The organism is Pyxidicoccus sp. MSG2 (genome assembly GCF_026626705.1).
Taxonomy (GTDB): Bacteria; Myxococcota; Myxococcia; order Myxococcales; family Myxococcaceae; genus Myxococcus.
On sequence record NZ_JAPNKC010000001.1, the window covers coordinates 2732464 to 2752709 of the forward strand.

Here is a 20246-nt window from a genome sequence, read left to right on the forward strand (position 1 = left end):
TGCCAGGCCTGATGCGTTTTCGCTGGGTCGGGGATGGGGCCGACGAGCCCCATCCCCTCACTGCCCCTTTCCGCGACGCGCGCGGACAGTGAGAGTCCCCCGCGAAAACGGGCAACTTCAGATTCAGCTCACTGGATGATGGTGGTGACCTGGGTCTCGCATGTGTCGGTTTCGATGTGGGAATTTCGTGCATCGATGGCGCAAGTCGCGATGCCGTAGGTGGTCGTGTAGAGGGTGGCCGAGCAGTAGGCGCCAGAGACGGAGACCACCAACTGCCAGACACACGTCTTCGCGCCGGGGTTGCCCGGGTCCGCCGGGTTGTTCGTGTAGTAGTAGTACTGGCTCACCGGAGTGAGGGGGGGCAGGTTCATCCGGAAGTAGCCCGTGATGTTGGGCGGAGGATTCGAGACCAACGGATAGGGCGGCAGCCAGGTGGGAGTTCCGTAGAGGCTGTATCCGGGGAACAGGTTGGCGCCAGTCCAGTTGGCGATGAAGAAGGTTTCGGGGACGGTGGCGTCGAGCGACGGCGAAGCGCCTCCCCGGCTGTGCTGTGGGAGTTGCACCGTCTCCTGGGAGCGGAGGCTGACGAACTCGCCGCGCCGGGTGAACAGCTCGAGGTCACCTTGATGGTGATGCTGCGGCTCCGCGAACGCGAGGAGCGGCATGAGGGACAGCAGGGAAACAGCCAGCGAGCGCTTGAGTATCCGCTTCATGAGGATGGGCTCCTTTGCCTGCCACGGATGAATGCAACGCGTGCAGCCGCAACCTCCACACAGGGAATTCGCGGCTGTGGTGTTATACTCCAAGTGCGTGAATTTATTCACTGCCGAGCTCATCACGCGTGGGTGCCAGGGCTGTGCCGCGTACGACGCGCGCATTCGCGGCGGCTCCGGCACACCTCCGTGACCAGGCGTTCCTCGTCCTGCAGAGCCTTCATGCGCTGCTCTGGCTGCTCACGAACGTGACGCGCTACCAGTCAGCTGGGGATCCCTCTGCGGGCGCCGCTTGAGGACTGGCTACAGCGAAGCCGCGATCCCGGCGAGGATGAGGTCGATGCCGGCGAGGAACTCGGCGCGGTCGTCGTGCTCGCGCAGTTGGGCAGCGACGTTCCGGGTGAACGGATACTCGTGGGCGTCGAGCGCCTTCCACTGGGCTGACACCGTTTCGAGAAAGTCAGCGCGGTCCACGGACGGCTCGAGCAGGCGGCCGTTCGCGGCATTCTGGACGCTCACTCCGATGATGTAGCTCAACAGCGTCGACGCCGACGTGAACCAGGCGCCACCTGGAACCCCCAGCGCTTGGACCTGGCGCCCGATGCGCTCGAAGAGCTGCAGCATCGCGGTCTGCCACGGAGAGAGAGAGAGCTGCGCGCCCACCCACGGATGCGCATCGACCGCCTCGAACACGCCGACGGCGATCCTGCGGATCGCTTCATGCGGCGTGGCGAAGGCGAGGACTTCGCCCATCGCGCGGGCGATGACGGCGTCACTGGCGGCGACGAGTAGCTCGTTCTTGTTCGCGATGTGCCAATAGATCGCGCCGGGTCCAGTCGCCAGCCGCGTGGCAAGCGAGCGGAAGGTCAACCCGTTCTCGCCCTCGTCGTCGAGCAGCTCGATCGCCGCGTCGACGATCCGCTCGCGTGAGAGCGCATCCTCACGTCGTTCCGACCCGCGCGTTGCCTTTGCCATGGCTCCATCTTGACAGGTCTGGAACAGCGTTCCAATATAGGTTATGGAACGGCGTTCCATAGTCCGACAGCGGCGTCGCCGAGCGGTCTCCCACTCGAAAGGAAGCACGATGACTCCGATCACGATCATTGGCGCCGGCCTCGGCGGGCTGACGCTCGCTCGCGTTCTGCACGTCCACGGCATCGCCGCCACCGTCTACGAGGCCGATGCGTCCGCGGATGCGCGCACGCAGGGCGGAATGCTCGACATCCATGACCACAACGGACAGCTCGCGCTGAAGGCGGCCGGACTGTTCGACGAATTCCGCCGAATCATCCATGAAGGCGGCGAGGCTACGCGGGTGCTCGACCCGCACGGCACGGTCCTTCTCGACCAACCCGACGACGGCAGCGGCCGTCGCCCCGAGGTGCATCGCGGCGAGCTGCGCCGCCTCCTGCTCGACTCGCTGCCCGATGGAACCGTCCAGTGGGGACACAAGGTCACCGCCGTCCACCCGCTCGGTGACGGGCGTCATGAGCTGACATTCGCGGACGGGTCGACTGCAACCACGAGCCTCCTGGTCGGCGCGGACGGCGCCTGGTCGAGGATTCGGCCGCTGCTGTCCGACGCGAAGCCCGAGTACGTCGGCATCTCGTTCATCGAGACCTACCTGTTCAACGCCGACGCGCGCCACCCGGCCAGCGCAAAGGCCGTCGGAGGCGGGGCCATGCTCGCCCTCACGCCCGGCAAGGGCATCCAAGCCCACCGCGAAACCAACGGCACCCTGCACACCTACGTCGCGCTCACCAGGCCGCGGGAGTGGCTCGCGGGCATCGACTTCGCCAACCCGAAGGCGGCGAAGGCTCGAGTCGCGGCGGAGTTCGACGGCTGGGCGCCAGAGCTCACCGCGCTGATCACCGACGGCGAGACAGACCTCGTCCCCCGAACGATCCATGCGCTCCCGGCGGGACATCGGTGGGAGCGCGTGCCCGGTGTGACTCTTCTCGGCGACGCCGCGCATCTGATGCCGCCGTCCGGTGAAGGCGCCAACCTCGCGATGTACGACGGCGCCGAGCTCGGCAAGGCCATTGCCGCGCACCGAGGCGACCTCGAAGCCGCGCTCGCCGAGTACGAGGAACCCATGTTCGCCCGGAGCGCGAACGAAGCCGCCGAGGCCGCGACCATCCACCGGCTCTGCTTCGGCGACAACGCTCCGCACGGGCTGATCGACTTCTTCACCGGCTCAGAATCGACCGCGGCACCGCCCACCGCGAAGCAAGGCCGAGTCCACGCCGCCGCCGTCAACCCGGCGGACATCGACATGTATCGTTGAGCCTGCTCACGCCGACCGAGCCAGCGCAACCGCGTCGGGACCCGCGGGAAAGCGGAGCTTCTCCGACGTGTCGTTCGCGGCGTGCCAGACCGCTTCGGCCACGTCGGACTCGCGCGTCACCGCGGCCGGCTGCCCGAATGAGGCGAAGATGCGCTGTGCGAAAGGCGCATACGCCTCTGGGAACAGCCCTTCCATACGGGGGCTGCCGTTGCTCGTGAACCGGGTGCTCGGGCAATAGCCCGGCTCGACGAGCTTCACGCGCAGGTTGAAGGCTTCGAGCTCGAACGCGAGCGACGCCGTGAACCCTTCGATGGCCACCTTGCTCGCGGTGTACACAGCCACCAGCGGCATCGGCGCCAGCGTCGCGCTGGACGTCACGTTCACAACCACTCCCGATTTGCGTGCGCGAAACCGGGGCAGCACCGCCTGCGTCATCGCCATCACACCGAAGACGTTGGTCTCGAACACGTCACGCACCGTGGCCATCGGCGTGGCCTCGAAGGCCCCCATGAGCCCGATGCCCGCGTTGTTGACGAGCACGTCGATGGGCCCGCTCGCCTCCAGCGCCGCCGCGATGCTCTCGGGCTTCGTCACGTCGAGCGGCACCACACGCAGCCGGTCCGAACGCGGGAGGACGTCCTCGCGTGGCGTTCGCATGGTAGCGACCACGTTCCAGCCCTGCGCGTGAAAGTAGCGCGCGGTCTCGAGTCCGTAGCCGGAGGAGCAACCCGTGATGAGCACCGTCTTCATGTCGACTCCTTGCATTGCCGCGATTCGCGCGGCGTCGATGGTCTCAAGGTACTTGCGGCCGACAGGACTCTCCACCACGTGCGGTCCATATTTCTTTTGCTAGAGTCCAGCCATGACTGACCCTCTCTCGGAAGTCATCGCCCTGCTTCAACCACGAGCCGTCTTCTCGAAAGGCATCAGCGGAGCGGGCCGCTGGGGTGTTCGCTACTCGGACTTTGGCCAGCCGAGCTTCTGTGCCGTGCTCGAAGGGCGCTGCCGACTCGCTGTCGACGGCCAGCCCGCCCTCACGCTCGAGGCGGGCGATTTCGTACTCCTGCCGGCGACGCCGGGTTTCACCATGTCCGGCTTCGAGCCGGTGACACCCGAGCGCATCGACCCCAAGGTGACGCCCTCTCCGAAGGGTGAGGTGCGTCACGGTACGCGTGGCGGCCATCCCGACGTGCGCCTGCTCGGCGGTTACTTCGTCTTCGACTCGCCTGACGCGGCCCTGATGGTGTCGTTGCTCCCGGCCCTGGTGCACGTGCGCGGCGTGGAGCGTCTCTCGGTACTGGTACGACTCGTCGGCGACGAGACGAGCGAGCAGCGATCGGGCCGCGACCTCGTGCTCACGCGTCTCGTGGAGCTACTGCTCATCGAGGCGCTGCGGTCGACCTCGAGCGACGACGCACCTCCAGGGCTCCTGCGCGGTCTGGCGGATGCGCGGCTCGCACCCGCGATACGGCAGATGCACAGTCACCTCGCGCGGCCGTGGACGGTGGCGCAGCTCGCGAAGAGCGCGGCGCTTTCGCGCTCGGCATTCTTCAATCGCTTTACGCGCACCGTGGGTCTGCCCCCGATGGAGTACCTGCTGGACTGGCGGATGGCCATTGCGAGGGGGCTGCTTCGCCGCCGGGAGCTTGCCGTCTCCGAGGTCGCCGAGCGCGTCGGGTACAGCTCGGCGAGCACCTTCAGTACGGCGTTCAGCCGGCACGTGGGCCAGTCTCCGGGCCGCTATGCGCGTGCAAGCCAGGCGGCATAACTCGCATCGAAGCCGTGGGCCACGCCGGGCTATTGAGATACCCGGCGGTTGCAATCCGTCCGCCTGCGTCTGTATCAGCGCTTGCCGGGCCGAACGGGCGCGGAGGACGCGCCGGGGAGCTGATAGCCTCGCCGCCCCGTGCTCCACCTCGTTGCCAACCTCTTCGTCTTCCCCGTCCTTCTGGCCCTGTGCTGTGTGGGGCTGCGCCACGGCCTGTCGTGGAGCTCGCTCGTCAATGCGACCCTCTTCCCTGCGCTGATGCTGGCGAGCGTCGCGGTGCACGAAGCAGGGCATGCCCTCGCGGCCCGCGCGGTGGGGCTCACGGTGCTCCGTATCGAGCTCGGTATGGGACGCCGCGTCTGGCGCGGGCGGCTGGGGCGGACGGACGTGGTGCTGAACGCCTTCCCCGTGCTCGGGCTGACCTTTTGCGGCGCGGCGTCGGAGCGCGCGCTGCGCACCCGCTTCTGGTTCCTGGTCGCCGGAGGCCCGGCCATCACCGCGGCACTGGTGGTGCTCCTGTGGCCGCCGACCTCCTCCCCCTGGCAGGTCGTGCTGCCACTCGAGGCGTTCGCGCACAGGATTGCGCCCCGCGAGTTGCTCGTGTTCTTCAACCTGTGGCTCCTCGCCTTCAACCTGCTGCCCGTGCCGCTTCTCGTGCGGAATCTGGGCATGGTCAACGACGGCACCCGGCTGCTCACCATCCCGTTCTCGCGCCAGGACGAGGCCCGAGACCTGCTCGACTCGGCGGTGCTCCTCGATGCGACCGAGCGCGTCGAGCGGCGGGACTTCGCCGGCGCGCGCGAGCGCCTGGACGAAGCGCTTGCGAGACGCCCCGCGTCCGTCCACCTGCGCAACGTGCTCGGCACGGTCCAGCTCGCCGAGGGGGAGCACGCCGAGGCGCGCACCACCTTCCTCGGTCTCTTACGGGACGTGTCCCCCAAGACGCTGTCCTTCTGGTTCATCCGCAACAACGTGGCCTGGACGGACTTCCTCCTGCGCCGGGAGGAGCTGCGCGCGGAAGCGGACGAGCACTCGGCCGCGGCGTACGCGCGGCTCAAGAACGTCCCCGCGATCGTGGGCACGCGGGGCGCCGTCCTCGTCTGGCTGGACCGCTCCGCCGAGGCGGTGCCCCTCCTCGAGCGAGCCTTCGTCGCCACCGGCGCACCTCCGAACCGCGCGAACGTCGCCTGCACCCTGGTGCTGGGCTTCACGCGGCTGGGCGACCGTGAAAGGGCTGCACGCTGGCTCGCCCGCGCCGAAGAGAACGACCCGCACTGTGCCCTCCTCAGCGAGGCCCGCGCCGCGCTCGCCCCTCCCCTCACGGCTCCCACCGGCCCGGCCGCAATCGCCTGAGCGCTGCCGGGCGCGGCTCGAGCTTCGAGCTCACTGCCCTTCGAGCAACTAGCGCAGCGTCGGGTAGTCCGTGTAGCCCTTCTCCTCGCCGGTGAAGAAGGTGGAGGCGTCCACCGGGTTGAGGGGAGCCTCGTGCCGGAAGCGCTCCGGCAGGTCCGGGTTGGCGAGGAACGGCACGCCGTAGGCCACGAGATCCGCCTCGCCCAGGGCAATCGCCGCCTCGCCGGTCTGCGCTTCGTAGCCACCGTTGACGATGAACGCTCCCTGGAACGCCTTGCGCAGCAGCGGGGAGATGCGCTGCTCCGGGCTCGGCACTCCCTTGCCCGACACGGCCTCGGTCACGTGCAGATAGCCGAGCCCCAACCGGCTCAGCTCGCGCGCCATATAGGTGAACGTCTCGGCCGGCGTGGAATCCGACACGCCTGCGTAGGGAAACGATTGCGGCGAGAGCCGGTACCCCACCCGCTCCGCGCCCCAGACGCCCACCACCGCCCGCGCCACCTCCAGCGGGAAACGAGCCCGGTTCTCGATGCTGCCGCCATACGCATCCGTGCGCTGGTTGGAGCCATCCCGCAGGAACTGATCCAGCAGGTAGCCGTTGCTGCCGTGCAGCTCGACGCCATCGAAGCCCGCCTCCCGGGCGTTCTCGGCCGCGCGCCGGAACTGCTCGACGACGCCGGGCAGTTCCTCAATCTCCAGCGCTCGCGGCGTCACGACGCGCTTCTTGCCCTGGAACGTGAAGACCTCCCCTTCGTACCCGAGCGCCGAGGGAGCCACCGGCAAGCGGCCGTCATGGAAATCCGGGTGCGAGACACGCCCCACGTGCCACAGCTGCGCGAAGATGATTCCGCCCGCCGCGTGGACGGCCTCCGTCACCTTCCTCCAGCCCGCCACCTGCTCGGGCGAGTGCACGCCAGGCGTGCGGATGTACCCCACCCCCTGAGGGCTGACCTGGGTGGCCTCGGTGATGAGGAGCCCCGCGGAGGCGCGCTGCGTGTAGTAGGGCGCCGCCAGGGGGTTGGGCACATTGCCGTCGACCAGCGCCCGGCTGCGCGTCATGGGCGCCATCACCATCCGGTTCTTCAGTTCGAGACGGCCGAGACGAAAGGGAGACAGCAGCTTCGAGGTGTTTGGCATGGCCAGGGAATGTCGAGGCCGCTATGGACGCGCCATGTCACCCAGTCCAAAAGAATTTGCAGGGCGTCCAGAGCCGCAGGACGAGCAGGGCTCGGATGTCCTCGCCGACGTGCTGGACACGATGCGCCTGTCGACCGTCATGTATGGCCGCTTGGAGCTGTGTGCGCCCTGGGGAATCCGGTTTTGCGAGAGGCCTGACGCGCACATCATCCTGCTCGCGCGCGGAAGCGCTCGCCTGGAAGTCGAGGGAATGGAGGGAGCGGTCACCCTGTCTGCCGGAGACCTGGCCCTGCTTCCGCACGGCGGAGGGCACACGCTCCGCGACGCGGAAGGAAGTCCGCTCCACATCCTGGAGCAGGGCGAATGCAAGCGAACCCGGGGGAGAGGGCCGATACGGCTCGGAGGCGATGGCGAACGCACCACCCTGGTCGCCGGTTCCTTCCGGCTCGGCGCCGCGCCGCGCACGCTGCTGTTCGAGCGGCTCCCGCGCCTCGTCCACGTCGCCGCGGATGATCCGGCGATAGCCCCGTCGCTGGCGTCGACCGCTCAACTGCTCATCACCGAGAGTGCCTCGTCCAGCCCGGGGGCGACCGTCGTCATGAGCCGGCTCGCGGACATCCTGCTCGTGCAGGCCCTGCGGGCGCACATCGCGACAGGTCAGTGCCGGGAGCATGGGCTGTGCGCGCTCACGGATCCCCAGATTGGAAAGGCCCTCTCGCTCATCCACGAGAGCCCCGCCGACCCCTGGACCGTCGAGAGCCTCGCATCGGCCGTCGCCCTCTCACGCTCCGGCTTTGCCGCCCGCTTCACCGCGCTCGTCGGAAAGCCCCCCTTGGAGTACCTCGCGCGGTGGCGGATGACGAAGGCCGCCCAGCTCCTTCGAGAGAGCGAGACTCCGTTGAGCGAGCTCGCGGCGGTCATCGGCTACCAGAGCGAGGCCTCGTTCAATCGGGCCTTCAAACGCTGGGGAGGGAGCGCCCCGGGAGCGTACCGGCGCGAACATCGCCGGGGAGGAGTCAGGAGCGTCCCCGCCGCCGAAGCCCTGCCCGCCAAGGCACCCTCGAGGTAATCGTTCCCTTACCGATGCAACAGGGGTGCACCTGCATTCAGAGCGGGCAGGCCAGATTCTGGCCGCGTTAGAATGACCTGCTTCGTCCTTCGTGGTCGAAGTCACCGCACTCCTGGAGTGAACGCAATGGCCGGCAAGACGCCCAAGAAGTCGGCGAAGGTCGCAAAGAAGGCCGCGGCGAAGAAACCGCTGGCGCGGCAGGCGGTGCCCAAAGCCACCGCCACCAGGGGCAAAGGCCACGCGGTGGCCGCAAAGCCGCGCCTCCTCTCTGGCGGCAATCCCCAGATCGCGAAAGGTTACGGCGACGCCCCCGTGCAGGCCTACATCGCGGCCATGCCGGGCTGGAAACGCGACGTCGGGCGCCGCCTCGACGCGCTCATCGCGCGCACCGTCCCCGGCGTACACAAGGCGGTCAAATGGAACACGCCGCTGTACGGAATCGAGGACCAGGGCTGGTTCCTCGGCATCCATTGCTTCACGAAGTACGTCAAGGTGACGTTCTTCCGTGGCATGTCGCTGCGTCCTGTCCCTCCCGGCGAGTCCAAGAGCCAGGACACGCGCTACCTCGACATCCACGAGGACGACCCGCTCGACGAAGCTCAGTTCGCCGCTTGGGTGAAGCAAGCCAGCCAATTGCCCGGCGAACGAATGTGAGCGGTGCCTGGTCATGACCCACGCGTTCTACCGACCCAAGGCGCCTCTCGACGCGCTCGTGGACTACTTCTGGGTGTCCGGCAACTACGTCGCGCAGGCGCCGCGCGAACGGGTGCTGCCGTCGGGCTCGCAGGCCCTCGTCGTCCATCTCGGTGAGACCCCGGTGCGCGTCTACTCCGGCGAGCACACGACCGAGGCCGCCGACGCCCCCGGCGCGCTCTTGTGCGGCGCGCGAAGCAGCCCGCTGATCATCGGCACCACGCTGGGCCCGACCGTCGGCGTCCACTTCAAGCCCGGTGGCGCGCACCCCTTCTTCGGCGTGCCCGCCAACGCAGTCGCGGAGCAGACCGTGGCGCTGGATGCGCTGTGGGGCGCATCGGCTCACTCGCTGCGCGAACGGTTGATGGAGACGTCCTCGCCGCTCGAGCGAGTGCAACTGCTGGAAGAGTACCTCCTGCACCGACTGCGCCGCTCCTTCGAGCCGGGTCCCGCGCTTCGTGCATCGCTGGAAGCGTTCGAGGAACCCGACCTCACGTCGGTCGCTGAAGTCAATCGCCGGACGGGGCTCTCGCCGAAGCGTCTCCTGGCCCTGTTTCGCGAGGAGGTCGGCCTGAGTCCGAAGACGTTCTGGCGTGTCCGACGGTTTCGAGCGGCGCTACGCGACCTCGATCTGGGCTCCTTGCGTGGCGCCGCGCTGGCCGCCGAGCACGGCTACTGCGACCAGGCTCACTTCCTTCGCGAGTTCCGGTCGCTCGCCGGCTCGAGCCCGCGCGAATACCTCGCGGCGCGCGTCGCGGACACCGACCACGTCTCGGTCTACGGGTAAAAAGATCCAATCCACGGTTCCTGTCCCAGGGTTTCCTTGGCGACATGGAACCTGGTGAACGCTCCCCGCAACGCGCGTCGGCAGGCCCGGCATTGACGGAAAGGTCGAGCCACGGGCGCGTCATACGACTGCTTCGCATCATCACCTACAGAGGGAGGCGGGCATGAGTGCCGACTCCTCCACCGCGCGGGCCGAGGACCGCTCGCTCTCGGGCCTCGGGGCGCTCCTCGGGCTGCAGGGGCCGCTCGTCGCCGGAGCCGCGCTCTCGTCGACGTTGGCAGCGGCCCTCGCGCTGGTGCCGTTCTTCGTCGTCGCGCGCATGGCCACCTCCATCTACGCAACGCCGCCGGACCTCGACGCGGTTCGAGCACTCGCCCTCGTCGCCGCGGGCGCGCTCGCGTTGCGCTACGTCCTCGTCGCCGCCGCGAACATGCTGGCGCACGTCGCCGCGTACCGAATCCTTCATGAGCTGCGCCTGCGGCTCGCGAAGAAGCTCGGCGCCGTTCCGCTCTCGTTCTTCAGCCGGCGTGGCGCCGGGGAGCTGAAGAAGACGCTGATGGACGACGTGAACCAGATCGAGGCGTTCGTCGCCCATCACTTTCCGGATGCGGTCACCGCGCTCGTCGTCCCGCTCGCGACGGCCGTCGCCCTTCTGTGGGTCGACTGGCGCATGGCCCTCGCCAGCGTCGTGATGGCGCCGCTCGCCGTCGTGGCGATGGCTGTCGCCATGCGCGACGTCGGCAAGGCGCATCAGCAGTGGAATGAAATCCAGAGCCGGATGAACAGCTCGCTGCTCGAATACCTGCGGGGCATCCACGTCATCAAGACCTTCGGCCTGTCCGCGCAGCGCTTCGGCGACCTCTCGCGCTCCATCGAAGAGGGGCTCGCGTGGATGGAGGGGTTCATGCGCACCAACGGCCGTGGCTACGGCTCGTTCGGCGCGCTCATCGGCTCGAGCCTCGTCGTCCTCGTGCCCATGGGCGGCTGGCTCTACACGCGCGGCACGCTCTCGCTCGAGTCGCTCGTGCTCTTCCTCGTGCTCGGGCCTCAGCTCCTCATGTCGATGATGCGGCTGATGTTCGCGTGGGGAAACGTCGACCGCATCCAGGCGGGCAACGCTCGCATCCAGGCCATCCTCGCCGCGCCGGACCTCGAGACTCCCGCGAGCGCCGCACGGCCCGCGCACGATGGCGTCGCGTTCCGTGGCGTCGGCTTCCGTTACGAGGACGGAGGACCCGAGGTCCTCCACGACGTCTCCTTCGAAGCGCCAGCGGGCAGGGTCACCGCGCTGGTCGGCCCCTCGGGCGCGGGCAAGACGACGCTCGTGCGGCTCGTGCCCCGCTTATGGGAGGCGACGAACGGCGCGGTCGAGCTCGGCGGCGTCGACGTGCGCACGCTCCCGCTCGACGAGCTGCTCTCGCACATCTCGATGGTGTTCCAGGACGTGTTCCTCTTTCACGGCACCATTCACGAGAACCTGCGTCTGGCCCGGCCCGAGGCCACCGATGCGCAGATCGATGCCGCGTGTCGCGCCGCGCGTGCGTACGACTTCATCCAGGCGCTCCCCAGGAAGTACGACACGCTGCTCGGTGAGCGCGGCGCACGCCTCTCGGGGGGCGAGAAGCAGCGCCTGTCCATTGCGCGCGCGCTCCTCAAGGACGCGCCAGTGCTGCTGCTCGACGAGGCGACGGCTTTCGCCGACCCCGAGAACGAAGCGCGCATCCAGGAAGCGCTCTCCGAGCTGTGCGCGGGGCGGACGGTGCTCGTCGTCGCGCACCGGCTGTCGACGATTGCCACCGCCGACCACATCGTCGTCATCGACGGAGGCCGCGTGAACGACCAGGGTACGCACGACGAGCTGCTCGCGCGCTGCGCGTTGTACCAACGTCTCTGGCGCAGCCACACCGAAGCACTCGACTGGTCGCTAGGCGACCCGGGCACGGCCGCCAGCGCGCAGGAGGTGGCGTGATGCTCGGAGAAATCTTCATGCTCGGTGAGCGGCTCGCTGGCCGAAAAGACGCACGTCTCCGGCGCGGACTGCTCTTCGCCTTCGCCGAAGCGCTCACCATCGCCGCGCCCTACGCCCTGGTCCTCTTCTTCGTTCGCGAAGCGCTCGAGCACCGGCTGACAATGCACCTGACATGGTGGCTCACCGGTGGCATCGCGCTCTCAGCGCTGCTGCGCCTCGCGTTCTCGGGAGGGGCGATGTCCAACATCTTCATCGCCGCGCACACGCTCATGGGGCAGGCGCGCATCCGCACAGCCGATCACCTGCGACGCTTGCCGATGGGGTTCTTCACGCAGCGAAGGAGCGGTGAGCTGGCAGGCGTGCTCACCACCGACGTCGCGCTCGTCGAGGACGTGTGGTCGCACACCATCGGCATCTTCACGTCGAGCTTCGCCCTGCCGATGCTGGTCGGCCTCGGCCTCTGCTTTCTCGATTGGCGCCTGGGGCTCGTCGTCCTCGCCGCTCTACCGGTGGCGCTCCTCGTGATGGCCGCGACCACGCCCATCTTCGTGCGCGAAATCGAGGCCGTGCTCGAGGCCTCGGCGGACGTGAGCGCTCGCGTGGTCGAATACGTGCAGGGCATCGCCGTGCTTCGCGCGTTCGGCCGGCACGGCGAGGTCTACCAGCGCTTCGTGAAGGCCATGGAGCGCCTGCGTGACGCCCTCATCCGCGCCGATGTCCTGCCCTCTCCCCTGCTCGCCGTGTTCGGCTTCGTCGTCGAGGTGAGCTTCGTCGCGGTGGCGTACGCAGGAAGCGCGCTGGCGCTGCGCGGCTCGATTCAACCCGGGGTGTTGCTCGTCTTCCTCGTCGTGACGGTGGGCGTCGTGCGACAGGTCGCGGACCTCGGTGTCGCGCTGCTCCTGCTTCGAGCGTCCCAGCGCGCACTCGGTCGCGTCGACCGGCTGCTCGCGGAGAAACCGCTGGCGGAGTCGTCCGCGAGAGCGGCGCCGCTCCAGACGTTCGACGTGGAGGTCGACTCCGTGTCCTTCGCTTACGAAGACGAGGCCGTGCTCGACGGCGTCTCGGTGACGTTCCCCGAGCGCTCGCTCACCGCGCTCGTCGGCGCTTCGGGCTCGGGCAAGTCGACGCTGGTCCACCTCGTGGCGCGCCTGTGGGACATCCCGCGCCCGGGTGCCATCCGCATCGGTGGCGTCGACATTCGCGACATGCCGTTCGAGGAGCTGCACCAGCACATCGCGATGGTGTTCCAGGACGTCGTCCTCTTCTCCGGGACCATCCTCGAGAACCTCCGTGTCGGGCGGCCCGACGCCTCACTCGAAGAAGTCGAGCGTGCAGCGAAGGCCGCGCGCGCCCACGACTTCATCACGGCCCTGCCGAACGGCTACGACACCGTCCTCGGCGAAGGAGGTGGAACCCTCTCGGGCGGCGAGCGCCAGCGTTTGTCCATCGCGCGCGCCATCCTCAAGGACGCGCCCGTCGTGCTCCTCGACGAGGCAACCGCCTCGGTCGACGCGTCGGCGGAGGCCGAGATACAGCGCGCGGTCGACGAGCTGGTCAGGAAGAAGACTGTCGTCGTCATCGCGCATCGCCTGCGCACCGTGCGGCGGGCGCACCGCATCGTCGTGCTCGACAAGGGGCGCGTCGCGGAGTCAGGCACGCACGAGGAGCTGCTCGCGAAGCGCGGCGTCTACGCAGCGCTCTGGCAGGAGCAGGAGCGCGCCAGGGGCTGGCGGCTCGCGGCGAGCGCAACACGCCGCACGTGACTCTTCAGCAGCTTCCTGGAGTGGCGGTCCGCCTCATGGAGAGGAGGTATTTGCCGGCATGGTTTTTTGCATCTTTTCCTCCGCGTCGGATCCTTCAATGCATGCTCCCTCTCAGGCACCTTTCCTTTCTGGCCACCGTACCGCTGCTCTTCCTGGCAGCCTGCACCGCTCAGCCCTCCGGCTCCGTCCAGTTCGCAGCCTCCGTCCAGCAGGCCCTCTCCTCCCAGGATGTCACTCGCGTCAAGGTGACCCTCTCCACACCGGAGATGTCTTCCCGCGTCGTCGAGCTGGCCAGGTCCAACGGCGCCTGGAACGGACTCATCGGCGACATCCCCGCTGGCTCCGACCACTCCTTCCTCGCCGAGGCCTCCGACGCCTCTGGCACCATGCGTTTCCAGGGTCAGGCCTCCGGCGTCACCATCACCGCCAACCAGACCACCACCGTGGCCATCACCCTTCAAGAGATTGAACCGCCTCTTCCCTACGGCAATGAGGCCCCCCTCATTGACTCCGTCGTCGCCTCCACCACCACGGTCCAGGCTGGCGGCTCGCTCTCGCTGAGCGCGACGGCGCATGATCCCAACACCGAAGACACCCTCACCTTTGCGTGGACGGCCTCCAGCGGCACCTTCTCCGCCCCCACGGCCGCTACCTCCTCGTGGACGGCGCCATCCTCCACGGGCATCCATACCCTCGTCTTCACCGTGACGGACTCTCAGGGCGCTGCCTCCTCCGTCTCCCTCGCCGTCAACGTCGTCTCCAGCACCTCCACCGGCAACGCGGTCCTCAACGTCTCCTTCAACCTCTGGCCCGTGGTCTCCAAGGTCTCGGCCTCGCTCAACCGGCTCGACGCGGGGCAGTCCACCGCCGTCTCCGCCAATGCCTCGGATGCGGATGGCGATGCCCTCTCCTACCAGTGGGCCGCGACCTGCCCCGGGACCTGGACGGATGCGACCTCCAGCACCGCTTCCTTCATCCCTTCCTCCGTTCCGGCCAGCGCGTGTAACAACTGCCGGCTCACCGTCACGGTACAAGACGGCCGGGGTGGGCAGACCACGGGCTCGCTCAACCTCTGCGTTGCCGCCTCATCCACCGAGCGCTTCGCCCCTCTCTTCACCACCTTCTACCAGTCCGCCACCTCCACCTCTCCGGGCCAGACGGTGACCTTTGACGTCACCGCCATGGACCCGCAGGCCAGCTCCATGACGTTTGCCTGGACTGCCAATACGGGCTCGCTGGCCGCGGCGCAGAGCACCGCCAGCACCAGCCATGTCGTGTGGACGGCCCCCTCCTGCACGGTGACGGGCCCTCCCCCCTCCATCACCGCTGTCGTCACCAATGCCTACGGCCTCTCAGCCTCCAGGTCTTTCTCCCTCTCCGGCCTGCTGACGTGCGTGGCCGGCTGGTCCTCCGCGGGCTCCATGGCCGCGGGCCGCTACGCCCATACGGCCACCCTGCTCTCCTCCGGCAAGCTGCTCGTCACCGGGGGCGTGGTGAATGGCGGCGCCCTGGACTCCGCGGAGGTGTACGACCCGGCCACCGACTCCTGGTCCTCCGCGGGCGTCATGGTTGCGGCCCGCTACCAGCACACCGCCACCCTGCTCCCCTCTGGCAAGGTGCTCGTCACGGGGGGCTACGGCAAGAGCGGCGTCCTGAACTCCGCGGAGGTGTACGACCCGGCCACCCACTCCTGGTCCTCCACAGGCTTCATGGCCACGGCCCGCTACCAGCACACCGCCACCCTGCTCCCCTCCGGCAAGGTGCTCGTCGCTGGGGGCGTGTTGAATGGCAGCGCACTGCCCTCCGCGGAGGTGTACGACCCGGCCACCAACACCTGGTCCTCCACAGGCTCCCTGGCCACGGCCCGCTACCAGCACACCACCACCCTGCTCCCCGCCGGCAAGGTGCTCGTCACGGGGGGCTTCAATGGCAGCGCCCTGCCCTCCGCGGAGGTGTACGACCCGGCCACCCACTCCTGGTCTTCCACAGACTCCCTGGCCATGGCCCGCTACCAACACACCGCCACCCTGCTCCCCTCCGGCAAGGTGCTTGTCGCCGGGGGCGCCACTGGATACTCCCCCTCCGCGGAGGTGTACGACCCGGCCACCCACTCCTGGTCCTCCGCCGGTACCATGATTACGGGCCGCGGCCTCCACACCGCCACCCTGCTCTCCTCTGGCAAGGTGCTCGTCACGGGTGGCTACAATGGCTTCCTGGCCTCCGCGGAGCTGTATGACCCGGCCACCCACTCCTGGTCCTCCGCGGGCACCATGTCCACGGCCCGCAACCAACACACCGCCACCCTGCTTTCCTCAGGCAAGGTGCTCGTCGCCGGGGGCTGGAATGGCGGCAGTCTCTCTCCCACGGAGACCTACGCACCTTGAGCGCGTGCCCGCCCGGAATCCGGTCGCTGCGTCAAAACGAGCGTCATGTTCTTCTACTTCGTCTCCAGGGCGGAGGAAGCGGCGATCGACTTGAGCACGTTCCAGAATCCAAAGAACGACGGTCCCACTTCCAACTCGACCTCGAGCGCCTCGCCCGTGTGACGAACCAGCGTCAGGCGACTCATGGCCAGTTTGCCGGTCGGCCCCATCGCCAGCATCCGATTGACATAGGCGATGTCCGCTGTCGCGTCCTTGAGCTCGCCCCAGGGAAGGGTCACGACCTCCTGCCCCTGGCGGATGACCACCCGCTCAGTCGTTAGAAGGACCCACTCCGTCGGCTCGCGAAAGCAGGCGATGACCGGAAGCTCGTCGGAGCGGACCATGACCTGCTCCATCAGCCGTATCTGGACGTCAGCGGGGAGCTCGGCGAACGGGCGTGTATACGCACCCCGGTCGCCCGTCCGTTCGAAGATTCGAAGCAGCCTCTGGAGCTTCGACTCAGCGCTCAGCTTCTTCATGGCGTCAGGTCCTTGAACCTCAATCCGGTGCGACACGGGCCACTTCGGCCGACCATGGTGCACTGGAGCAACTGAAGCAACCCGGTTGTCAGGCCCGGCTCTCTTACGGAACGCGGCGCCTGTGGGGCACGTGGGCCACACGATGTGGGGTTGGCCCCCCGTGAATCCAGGGCGCATGGGGCCATGCCCAGGTGAGCCCATGCAAGTGCCCCATGGCATGTCACTTGCGACTGAGGACCTCCCCGGCGCGGGCGTGCCTTCCGCACGTCGTGCGGCCTTTCAGCATTCCCGTCGAGGAGTGGAGCATGACCGCAGTCAGTCTGGGCCGACGTTCGTCATCTTTGATTCTCATCCTGGCGCTCTCAGTCTCGGGAGTGCTCGCTGGCTGCAGCTCGTCGTCGGAGGACCCGTCCCAGGAGGAGCCGTCACCGGACGGTGGGAATCCGCCACCCGACGCGGGGAGCCCTCCACCCGACGCAGGGAGCCCTCCACCCGACGCGGGGAATCCGCCACCACCGCCTCCTTCGTTCACCTGGGGCAACGGCACGGACACCGGCAAGCTCGAGGGCAACGTGTGGACCCCCGGGCGTGACGCGACGGGGCTCGTGAACGCGGCGTCGTGGGCGCTCGTCCCCAAAGGGCGGTGGATCCAGGTCGCTGGAACGCCGCTCACCTCGCTCGACGCGGAGGTCAAGGCGGCGCTTCCCGGCTTCAGGGATCTCGGCTCCGGGGGAATCGCCGCGGTCATCAACGCCTACTCCGGCGTGGCGGTCGACGCGCCTCGCGCCCGGTGGTGGGCCTTCGGCGGCGGGCACGCCGACAGCTCCAACAACGGCATCTACCGCTTCGACATGGCGAAGATGCGCTGGAGCATCGAGCAGCTCCCAGACAACCCGGCGAACTGGACGAACGTCGTCTACGGGAACACGTACAGCCACTACCCGCCCGCGGCGGAGTACTCCAAGGCCCACCCGGACAGCGACGTCTATAGTGATGAGTTCTTCGACCCGAGCCGGCCCGCCGCTTCGACTGGCCACCCCGTGGCCCGCCACACGTACAACGGGCTCGTCTACAACCCGGACCTCCAGGAGGTCGCCTTGGGCGTCCGGCGGATGTGGCGCTACAGCCTGACCACCCACACCTGGAAGCGCCACAACCCCTTCAACACCCCGGGTGCCACCTACGACGGAGCGACTGGCTACGGCGGCGCGGCCGGCTGGACGTTCTGGGACGAGGTGAAGCACCGGTACCTCTTCGGCCCCACGGAGAACTACAACTATTCGAAGTGGTGGTCCTTCGACACCGACGACCAGTCCTGGAACTGGGAGGTCATCACTCCTCCCGCATGGCAGTTCGCCCAGATGGTCAGGGTGGGTCGCAAGCTGGTGAGCTTCCCCGCCCCGGAGGCGAAACACGACACCTTTCCTCCGCGGTTGGTCACGTACGACATGGACACGGGGGAGTGGGGCTTCCTGTACCTGAAGAGCGACCTCGAAGTCTCTCGCTGCTACTACAGCGATGACTTCGAGGGACAGATCTTCGCCTACGTGCCACCACTCAACCGCTACATCGCCGCGTTCCGGTATGACCGCGACGGGGATGGGAGCTTCGAGTACCGGACCTTCGAGGTCGACCCGGTGGCCCTCACGCTCCGCGAGGCGCCGGAGTACGAGGCGGGCGCCTTCGACGGGTGGCACGGGCTCGTCAAGAACCGCTTCTTCTACCTGGCGACGCACGACGCCCTCGTCTACGTGCGCAAGGGAGAGGAGAACCTGCGCGTCTTCCGGCTCCCCTGAGCCCGCACCGGCCGGTTCCATGAGACGGGCCTCAAGGCCGAGGCCGTCCCGGGGACTCAGCCCGGGGCGGCCTCCTGCGCCGCCTCTCACTTCGCGGTGACAGCGCCGAGGATGAACTGGGGCAGGAGCTCCTCCCGGAACTTCCTCCAGATGGCCACGTGGTTGTAGTTGCCCGCGGTGAACATCACGACGAGGTCGAGCTCGGGGACGACCATCACCAACTGTCCCCCGTTTCCGCTGGCCTCGTATTCCGAGTACACGCGGTCACCGACGCGGAGCTCATGGCGCCACCACGTGTAGCCATACGTCCGTCCGTCTCCCATCGTCGCGTGGTTGGCCGTGGAGCGCTCGACCCAGCGCTGGCTCACCACGCGCCGGCCATTCCACATCCCCCCGGAGAGGTAGAGCTGCCCGAGCTTGAGCGCGTCGCGCGGGCGCATGTAGATGCCGCCGCCCAGGTACTGCTCGCCCGTGGGCATCAGGTCGAGGTGGTAGCCGCGCATCTGGAGCGGCGTGGCGAGATTCTTCTCGAAGAACTCCGGAATCCACATGCGCGTGACATTGCGCAGGACACCGCCCAGCAGGTTGATGTTCGCCGAGCAGTACACGGCCTTCTCGCCGGGCCCGCGCACCATCGGAAGGTCCAGCGTGTACCTGTACCAGTCCGGCACGTCGTCCTCGAGCCGGTCCTCGTTTCCAGGTGAGGCCGGGTCATCGTCGTCGCAGGCCAGCCCTGTCGACATGGTCATCAGGTGCGCGACGGTGAGCTTGCGCTTGCGTGCGTCCAGGTTCGCAAGCCGCCCCTTGTACTCGGGGAACAGCGAGAGGACCGGCGTATCCACGGTGAAGGGTGCGCCCTGGTCCAGGGCGATTCCAATCATCACGGAGGCGTAGGACTTCGCCGCGGAGCGCAGGTCATGGGGGCGCTCCTTGTCGAAGCCCTGGAAATACTCCTCGACCACCAGCTTCCCGTGGCGTGCGACGAGCAACCCCTGGATGGCGGGCGCGGACTCCGGGCCGGGTTCCTGGTCGAGGATGCGCTGCACGAGCTGGCGGATGGGCTGGACGTCCATGCCGACCTCGGACAGGGAGGCCGTCGCCCAGCCGTCTTCCTCCGCGATGGGCCGCTGGTAGACGTAGGGGCCCGGCGCGAGCGTACGGGCATGGAGGCCCACGGCCTGGGTCCGCTCCCTGCGGGTGAAGTCGAACGTCGTATCCATGGACGGCAGGCGCAGTGACAGCCGCCCGGCTTGCGCGTCGAACGTGCCGTCGAGCTGCACATTGCCAGACGCAGCCGTGAGACGGACGGCGCCACCCTGGAGGCCGACCCGGAACATCATCCGGTTGCCGAAGTTCCGCTCCGGGTTGCGGATGAACGCACTCACGGAGCCGTCCGGCTGCTTCCGGACCACCAGGTACAGCGAGAACCGGTCCTCCAGGGGCGCCACTTCTCCACGCCAGACCTCCGCGTGGAGCGCGCGCAGCTCCACCGGCGTGGCGAACTTCATGCCGCTCATCAGCACGCGCGGCTGAATCCAATGACCGGTGATGCGCCGGCCGTCCTCCGCCAGCGTCCCCCGGAGCTCGCCCTGTCCTCCAGGGAAGACGACGGAGACCTTCCTGCCGTCCACCCGGGCCGGGACGTCGAATCCCGCGATGCGTGCGCGCCAGGTGCCCTCGCTTCGCACCAGCGTCAATTCCCCTCGGACCTGTGGCCCGAGCACGCGCTCGCTGCCCCAGATTCCCACCAACTGCTCCGCGGGCTCCGGCGGCCCGGGGGTCGCGCCGACAAGCCAGGGAACCAGCCCCAGGAAGAACCAGACGCCCCTTCGGTTTCCAGCAATCCGGTTGCGTTTGTTTCCCATGGTCGGCGGGAGGCTACTCCACGGCCCCGCGAGATGACTTCGACTTCTCGATGACGCGTGGGAGGGGTGGCAGACTGGAGGCATGTTCGACTGGCTCCGCAAGAAGCTTCGTGGCACGCCCTCCCCGCGCACGCCTGAGCCTGC

General features: G+C 68.1%; 16 protein-coding genes. 10 read left to right on the forward strand and 6 right to left on the reverse strand.

The window, feature by feature from the left end:
* Positions 1 to 128: 128 nt before the first annotated feature.
* Together OV427_RS09950 and OV427_RS09955 are read right to left on the reverse strand one after the other, a co-directional pair.
* Positions 129 to 713: a hypothetical protein gene (locus OV427_RS09950; RefSeq protein ID WP_267855854.1), complete on the reverse strand. Its 585-nt coding sequence runs from the start codon at positions 711 to 713 to the stop codon at positions 129 to 131.
* Positions 714 to 1016: 303 nt separating this feature from the next.
* Complete coding sequence (locus OV427_RS09955) at positions 1017 to 1688, reverse strand: TetR/AcrR family transcriptional regulator (RefSeq protein WP_267855855.1); 672 nt, start codon at positions 1686 to 1688, stop codon at positions 1017 to 1019.
* 109 nt (positions 1689 to 1797) lie between these two features.
* Here OV427_RS09955 and OV427_RS09960 point away from each other — a divergent pair, with 109 nt between their 5' ends.
* Positions 1798 to 3000, forward strand: coding sequence for an FAD-dependent oxidoreductase (locus OV427_RS09960; RefSeq protein ID WP_267855856.1), 1203 nt, complete (start codon positions 1798 to 1800; stop codon positions 2998 to 3000).
* Positions 3001 to 3006: 6 nt separating this feature from the next.
* On the opposite strand, the gene OV427_RS09965 is transcribed toward OV427_RS09960, so the two are convergent.
* A complete protein-coding gene (locus OV427_RS09965) occupies positions 3007 to 3750 on the reverse strand; it encodes an SDR family oxidoreductase (RefSeq protein ID WP_267855857.1) in 744 nt (247 codons plus the stop codon).
* A gap of 112 nt (positions 3751 to 3862) precedes the next feature.
* On the opposite strand from OV427_RS09965, the gene OV427_RS09970 reads away from it, so the two are divergent.
* Both OV427_RS09970 and OV427_RS09975 read left to right on the forward strand, forming a co-directional pair.
* Positions 3863 to 4768 carry an AraC family transcriptional regulator gene (locus OV427_RS09970; RefSeq protein WP_267855858.1) on the forward strand — a complete coding sequence of 302 codons (906 nt, stop codon included), beginning with the start codon at positions 3863 to 3865 and terminating at the stop codon, positions 4766 to 4768.
* A 138-nt stretch (positions 4769 to 4906) separates the two neighbouring features.
* Positions 4907 to 6121 carry a site-2 protease family protein gene (locus tag OV427_RS09975; protein WP_267855859.1) on the forward strand — a complete coding sequence of 405 codons (1215 nt, stop codon included), beginning with the start codon at positions 4907 to 4909 and terminating at the stop codon, positions 6119 to 6121.
* A 48-nt stretch (positions 6122 to 6169) separates the two neighbouring features.
* Here OV427_RS09975 and OV427_RS09980 read toward each other — a convergent pair whose 3' ends face one another.
* Positions 6170 to 7258 (reverse strand): alkene reductase, encoded by a 1089-nt coding sequence (locus OV427_RS09980; protein ID WP_267855860.1) that lies wholly within the window; start codon positions 7256 to 7258, stop codon positions 6170 to 6172.
* Here OV427_RS09980 and OV427_RS09985 point away from each other — a divergent pair.
* From OV427_RS09985 to OV427_RS10010, 6 genes are all read left to right on the forward strand, one after another.
* Positions 7179 to 8327, forward strand: coding sequence for an AraC family transcriptional regulator (locus tag OV427_RS09985; protein ID WP_324289947.1), 1149 nt, complete (start codon positions 7179 to 7181; stop codon positions 8325 to 8327). The two genes, OV427_RS09980 and OV427_RS09985, sit on opposite strands and share 80 nt — an antisense overlap.
* 126 nt (positions 8328 to 8453) lie before the next feature.
* Positions 8454 to 8981, forward strand: a complete 528-nt coding sequence (locus OV427_RS09990; RefSeq protein ID WP_267855861.1) for a DUF1801 domain-containing protein — start codon at positions 8454 to 8456, stop codon at positions 8979 to 8981.
* A gap of 13 nt (positions 8982 to 8994) precedes the next feature.
* Positions 8995 to 9807: a DUF6597 domain-containing transcriptional factor gene (locus OV427_RS09995; protein WP_267855862.1), complete on the forward strand. Its 813-nt coding sequence runs from the start codon at positions 8995 to 8997 to the stop codon at positions 9805 to 9807.
* A 163-nt stretch (positions 9808 to 9970) separates the two neighbouring features.
* Positions 9971 to 11776 carry an ABC transporter ATP-binding protein gene (locus OV427_RS10000; protein WP_267855863.1) on the forward strand — a complete coding sequence of 602 codons (1806 nt, stop codon included), beginning with the start codon at positions 9971 to 9973 and terminating at the stop codon, positions 11774 to 11776.
* A complete protein-coding gene (locus tag OV427_RS10005) occupies positions 11776 to 13539 on the forward strand; it encodes an ABC transporter ATP-binding protein (RefSeq protein ID WP_267855864.1) in 1764 nt (587 codons plus the stop codon). The genes OV427_RS10000 and OV427_RS10005 overlap by 1 nt, the downstream gene beginning before the upstream one ends.
* Before the next feature lie 101 nt (positions 13540 to 13640).
* The gene (locus OV427_RS10010; protein ID WP_267855865.1) at positions 13641 to 15923 is read left to right on the forward strand and encodes a kelch repeat-containing protein; all 2283 of its coding nucleotides are present in this window, start codon (positions 13641 to 13643) and stop codon (positions 15921 to 15923) included.
* A gap of 53 nt (positions 15924 to 15976) precedes the next feature.
* Here OV427_RS10010 and OV427_RS10015 read toward each other — a convergent pair whose 3' ends face one another.
* Positions 15977 to 16441, reverse strand: coding sequence for a hypothetical protein (locus tag OV427_RS10015; RefSeq protein WP_267855866.1), 465 nt, complete (start codon positions 16439 to 16441; stop codon positions 15977 to 15979).
* A 305-nt stretch (positions 16442 to 16746) separates the two neighbouring features.
* Between OV427_RS10015 and OV427_RS10020 the strand changes: the two genes are divergently transcribed.
* Complete coding sequence (locus OV427_RS10020; RefSeq protein ID WP_267855867.1) at positions 16747 to 18237, forward strand: hypothetical protein; 1491 nt, start codon at positions 16747 to 16749, stop codon at positions 18235 to 18237.
* 86 nt (positions 18238 to 18323) lie between these two features.
* Here the strand turns inward: OV427_RS10020 and OV427_RS10025 are convergent, their stop codons facing one another.
* The gene (locus OV427_RS10025) at positions 18324 to 20102 is read right to left on the reverse strand and encodes a serine hydrolase domain-containing protein (protein ID WP_267855868.1); all 1779 of its coding nucleotides are present in this window, start codon (positions 20100 to 20102) and stop codon (positions 18324 to 18326) included.
* Positions 20103 to 20246 lie beyond the last annotated feature (144 nt).

What these genes read in the sequence shown, in the direction of transcription:
- OV427_RS09995 (WP_267855862.1), top strand. Translation starts at nt 8,995, where the DNA reads ATGACCCACGCGTTCTACCGACCCAAGGCGCCTCTCGACGCGCTCGTG.
- OV427_RS09985 (WP_324289947.1), top strand. Translation starts at nt 7,179, where the DNA reads ATGGGCGCCATCACCATCCGGTTCTTCAGTTCGAGACGGCCGAGACGA.
- OV427_RS09990 (WP_267855861.1), top strand. Translation starts at nt 8,454, where the DNA reads ATGGCCGGCAAGACGCCCAAGAAGTCGGCGAAGGTCGCAAAGAAGGCC.
- OV427_RS09955 (WP_267855855.1), bottom strand. Translation starts at nt 1,688, where the DNA reads ATGGCAAAGGCAACGCGCGGGTCGGAACGACGTGAGGATGCGCTCTCA.
- OV427_RS10015 (WP_267855866.1), bottom strand. Translation starts at nt 16,441, where the DNA reads ATGAAGAAGCTGAGCGCTGAGTCGAAGCTCCAGAGGCTGCTTCGAATC.
- OV427_RS10000 (WP_267855863.1), top strand. Translation starts at nt 9,971, where the DNA reads ATGAGTGCCGACTCCTCCACCGCGCGGGCCGAGGACCGCTCGCTCTCG.
- OV427_RS10025 (WP_267855868.1), bottom strand. Translation starts at nt 20,102, where the DNA reads ATGGGAAACAAACGCAACCGGATTGCTGGAAACCGAAGGGGCGTCTGG.
- OV427_RS10020 (WP_267855867.1), top strand. Translation starts at nt 16,747, where the DNA reads ATGACCGCAGTCAGTCTGGGCCGACGTTCGTCATCTTTGATTCTCATC.
- OV427_RS09950 (WP_267855854.1), bottom strand. Translation starts at nt 713, where the DNA reads ATGAAGCGGATACTCAAGCGCTCGCTGGCTGTTTCCCTGCTGTCCCTC.
- OV427_RS09980 (WP_267855860.1), bottom strand. Translation starts at nt 7,258, where the DNA reads ATGCCAAACACCTCGAAGCTGCTGTCTCCCTTTCGTCTCGGCCGTCTC.
- OV427_RS09965 (WP_267855857.1), bottom strand. Translation starts at nt 3,750, where the DNA reads ATGAAGACGGTGCTCATCACGGGTTGCTCCTCCGGCTACGGACTCGAG.
- OV427_RS10010 (WP_267855865.1), top strand. Translation starts at nt 13,641, where the DNA reads ATGCTCCCTCTCAGGCACCTTTCCTTTCTGGCCACCGTACCGCTGCTC.
- OV427_RS10005 (WP_267855864.1), top strand. Translation starts at nt 11,776, where the DNA reads ATGCTCGGAGAAATCTTCATGCTCGGTGAGCGGCTCGCTGGCCGAAAA.
- OV427_RS09970 (WP_267855858.1), top strand. Translation starts at nt 3,863, where the DNA reads ATGACTGACCCTCTCTCGGAAGTCATCGCCCTGCTTCAACCACGAGCC.
- OV427_RS09960 (WP_267855856.1), top strand. Translation starts at nt 1,798, where the DNA reads ATGACTCCGATCACGATCATTGGCGCCGGCCTCGGCGGGCTGACGCTC.